The sequence below is a fragment of the Microcystis sp. LE19-195.1E genome, from assembly GCF_027532095.1.
GTDB classification, from domain to species: Bacteria; Cyanobacteriota; Cyanobacteriia; order Cyanobacteriales; family Microcystaceae; genus Microcystis; species Microcystis aeruginosa.
Genome location: NZ_JAPZSZ010000041.1, coordinates 1 through 3,368, shown reverse-complemented (window position 1 = coordinate 3,368; position 3,368 = coordinate 1). Strand labels below are relative to the sequence as shown.

Here is a 3,368-nt window from a genome sequence, read left to right as displayed (position 1 = left end):
TCCCAGAAATCGCCCAATTTACTGATTTATCCCCCGACGCGATCGAGGAATTACAAAGGCAGAACGTTCACGATGTTTGATAATATTTGTAAATTTATCGCCGAAAACTTCTCCGATGATCTAGCCACTTGGTTATTGGGTTCTCCCCTCCCCTTAACCGTCCTCGACCCGACGGAATTACAATTAGACCCCATTCGCGCCGATTCTCTGATTTTTTTGCAGTCAGAGGAATTAATTCTCCATACCGAATTTCAAACCGACCCCGACTCCAAAATTCCCTTCCGAATGCTCGATTATCGCCTTCGCGTCTATCGTCGTCATCCCCAAAAACAAATGCGTCAAGTGGTAATTTATCTGCGACGTAGTGATTCCCCCCTAGTACAAGAAAATACTTTCCGTCTGGGGGAAACTTTTCATTCTTTTCAAGTCATCCGTCTTTGGGAAGAAAATACGCCGCAATTTTTCCATCATCCCGGTTTATTACCCTTTGCCATCCTCAGCAATACCGATGACCCCGAACAGGTGTTAAGTCAGGTGTCCCGTTCTCTAGAAACTATCTCCCAAAAACAGGTGCAAAGCAATCTCGCTGCCGCTACCAGTATTCTCGCTGGGTTAGTATTAAATCGAGAGACGATTAAAAAAATCCTTCGGAGTGACATTATGAGAGAATCCGTCATCTATCAAGATATTTTAGAGGAAGGCAGAGAGGAAGGCAGAGAGGAAGGCAGAGAGGAAGGCAGAGAGGAAGGCAGAGAGGAAGGCAGAGAGGAAGGCAGAGAGGAGGGAAAAGAAGAAAAAGCTCGACAAATTGCCCTAAAAATGCTATCTGCTGGCTTTCCTATCCCAGAAATCGCCCAATTTACCGATTTATCCCCCGACGCGATCGAGGAATTACAATCGAGAGACGATTAAAAAAATCCTTCGGAGTGAGATTATGAGAGAATCCGTCATCTATCAAGATATTTTAGAGGAAGGAGCATTAACCGCTAAATTAAACTCTATTCCCCGTTTATCAGCCTTAGGATTAAGTGTAGAACAAATTGCCCAAGCTTTAGACTTAGAAATTGAACAAGTACCAGAAGTCATTGAGGGACAAAATTGAGTGAAAACGGACAGTATTTTCTATCGTCTCTTTGAGACTTTTCCCGAAAGTTTCTTTGATTTGCTCAATCTTCCCCCTGAAACCGTCAATCATTATCAATTTTCCTCCCTAGAAGTTAAACAACTCGCTTTTCGTTTAGATGGGGTCTTTCTTCCCGATAACCTGAATGATCCGATTTACTTTGTCGAGGTACAATTTCAAAAAGATGAACGGTTTTACTCGCGCTTTTTTAGTGAAATATTTCTCTATTTTCATCAAAGTGAGATTAGTAACAATTGGCAAGGGGTGATCATTTATCCCCATCGGGAAATTGAAAATAGTCCCAAATCTCGTTATCAAGAATTCTTTGAGTCAGGCCGGGTTAACTGTTATTATCTGAATCAGTTAGATGAGGGGGATTCTCTGGGGGTAAAAGTGTTACAATTAATTGTGGAATCGGAAGCCAACACCTTAGGGCAAGGAAAAGAACTGATTCAACAAGTTAGACAACAATTCCAGGAGTCTTTAAAAAGAGAGGACATTCTAGAATTAATTGAGACAATTCTCATTTATAAATTGCCCAAATTAAACCGTAAGGAGATAGAAAAAATGTTTAGTTTAAGTGATCTAAGAGAAACTAAAGTCTATCAAGAAGCTTTAGAGGAAGGCAAAGAGGAAGGCAAAGAGGAAGGCAAAGAAGAAAAAGCTCGACAAATTGCTCTAAAAATGCTATCTGCTGGCTGTCCTATCCCAGAAATTGCCCGATTTACCGATTTATCCCCCGCAACTATCGAGGACTTACAAAGGCAGCAGGACAATTAAAGCTTTTAACCGCAAAGGGTGGGGAATTAGGAAAATTTTAACTCATCTCCCCACTCCACACCGATTAACCACGTTTAGCGAGGCGAAGCACCACTAAACCGCCCCCTAGTATGCCTAATCCGATAATACTAGAAGGTTCGGGCGTTCTGAATACCTGTACGCGATTGTTGACCGTATCGGCTACATAGATATTACCACCGCTACCGACAGCGATACCTTGGGGCATACTGAACTCACCGTTCCCCATACCTTGGCTACCGAAAGCGAACTGGAAGACACCACTGGGGTTGAATACCTGTACGCGATCGTTGAACGTATCGGCCACATAGATATTACCGCTGCCATCGACAGCGATACTGAAGGGGGCTTCGAACTGACCGTCCCCCGAACCTTGGCTACCGAAAGCGGACTGGAAGACACCACTGGGGTTGAATACCTGTACGCGATTGTTGAACGTATCGGCTACATAGATATTACCACTGCTATCGAAGGCGATAGCTTGGAGTCCATCGAACTGACCGTCCCCCGAACCATGGCTACCGAAAGCGGACTGGAAGACACCACTGGGGTTGAATACCTGTACGCGATTGTTGCCCGTATCGGCTACATAGATATTACCACTGCTACCGACCGCGATACCGTAGGGGCCTTGGAACTGACCGTCCCCCGAACCTTTGCTACCGAAAGCGGACTGGAAGACACCACTGGGGTTGAATACCTGTACGCGAGCGTTGTCCGTATCGGCTACATAGATATTACCACCGCTACCGACGACGATACCGTAGGGGGTCGAGAACTGACCGTCCCCCGAACCTTTGCTACCGAAAGTGGACTGGAAGACACCACTGGGGTTGAATACCTGTACGCGATCGTTGAACGTATCGGCTACATAGATATTACCCCCGCTATCGACAGCGATAGCGGAGGGGAAATTGAACTCACCGTCCCCCGTACCAGAGCTACCGAAAGCGAAGTAAAAACTGGCCGCAGTGGCACTGGTGGCGATACTAATACATCCGACCGCAGTGGCCGTGACTAGGGAAAAGGATTTCAGCAGAGCCTTTGATAAGCTACGCTTCTCCCGCCCCCCATGATTGATAACTTTAGATAGGGACATAAAACTTCAGAAAATCTGCCCTTAATATACCCTTTCCTCTAGCAATTGTCAAGAAATTTCTGGGAAGATGTGACAAATTTGCCGCTATCTAGGGCTTGCTGAATAAATCTAAAAACCCACATTCCGCACCCTAAAGTGTCACATTGAAAATTTTATCTAAATCGTCAAAACGATTGCCGGCTCTGAATTACAGGCTAATTTGTTTGACCAGCAGATGCACAATTAGCCCTAAAAATCTGATAGCTCTGATACCAAATTATTGAGATAAACTCTCATTAAGCTGGCGATCGCTGACTAGAGTGTGACACTTCATAATTCTTAGTAATCGCTAAAAGTCTTACTATACAA

At 44.7% G+C, this 3,368-nt stretch carries 4 protein-coding genes; 3 read left to right on the top strand and 1 reads right to left on the bottom strand.

Annotated elements, in window-relative coordinates; translation table 11 throughout:
* The first annotated feature begins 72 nt into the window (after positions 1-72).
* Genes O9300_RS02845 through O9300_RS02835 form a run of 3 tightly spaced genes read left to right on the top strand, consistent with a single transcriptional unit; the run spans position 73 to position 1,903 of the window.
* Complete coding sequence (locus O9300_RS02845) at positions 73-912, top strand: Rpn family recombination-promoting nuclease/putative transposase (protein WP_287969923.1); 840 nt, start codon at positions 73-75, stop codon at positions 910-912.
* Positions 913-934: 22 nt separating this feature from the next.
* On the top strand, positions 935-1,102 hold the full coding sequence (locus tag O9300_RS02840) for a hypothetical protein (protein ID WP_199328878.1): 168 nt from the start codon (positions 935-937) through the stop codon (positions 1,100-1,102).
* A complete protein-coding gene (locus O9300_RS02835) occupies positions 1,103-1,903 on the top strand; it encodes an Rpn family recombination-promoting nuclease/putative transposase (RefSeq protein WP_287969922.1) in 801 nt (266 codons plus the stop codon).
* A gap of 64 nt (positions 1,904-1,967) precedes the next feature.
* On the opposite strand, the gene O9300_RS02830 is transcribed toward O9300_RS02835, so the two are convergent.
* Positions 1,968-3,020 (bottom strand): 6-bladed beta-propeller, encoded by a 1,053-nt coding sequence (locus O9300_RS02830; RefSeq protein WP_287969921.1) that lies wholly within the window; start codon positions 3,018-3,020, stop codon positions 1,968-1,970.
* Between the last annotated feature and the right edge of the window lie 348 nt (positions 3,021-3,368).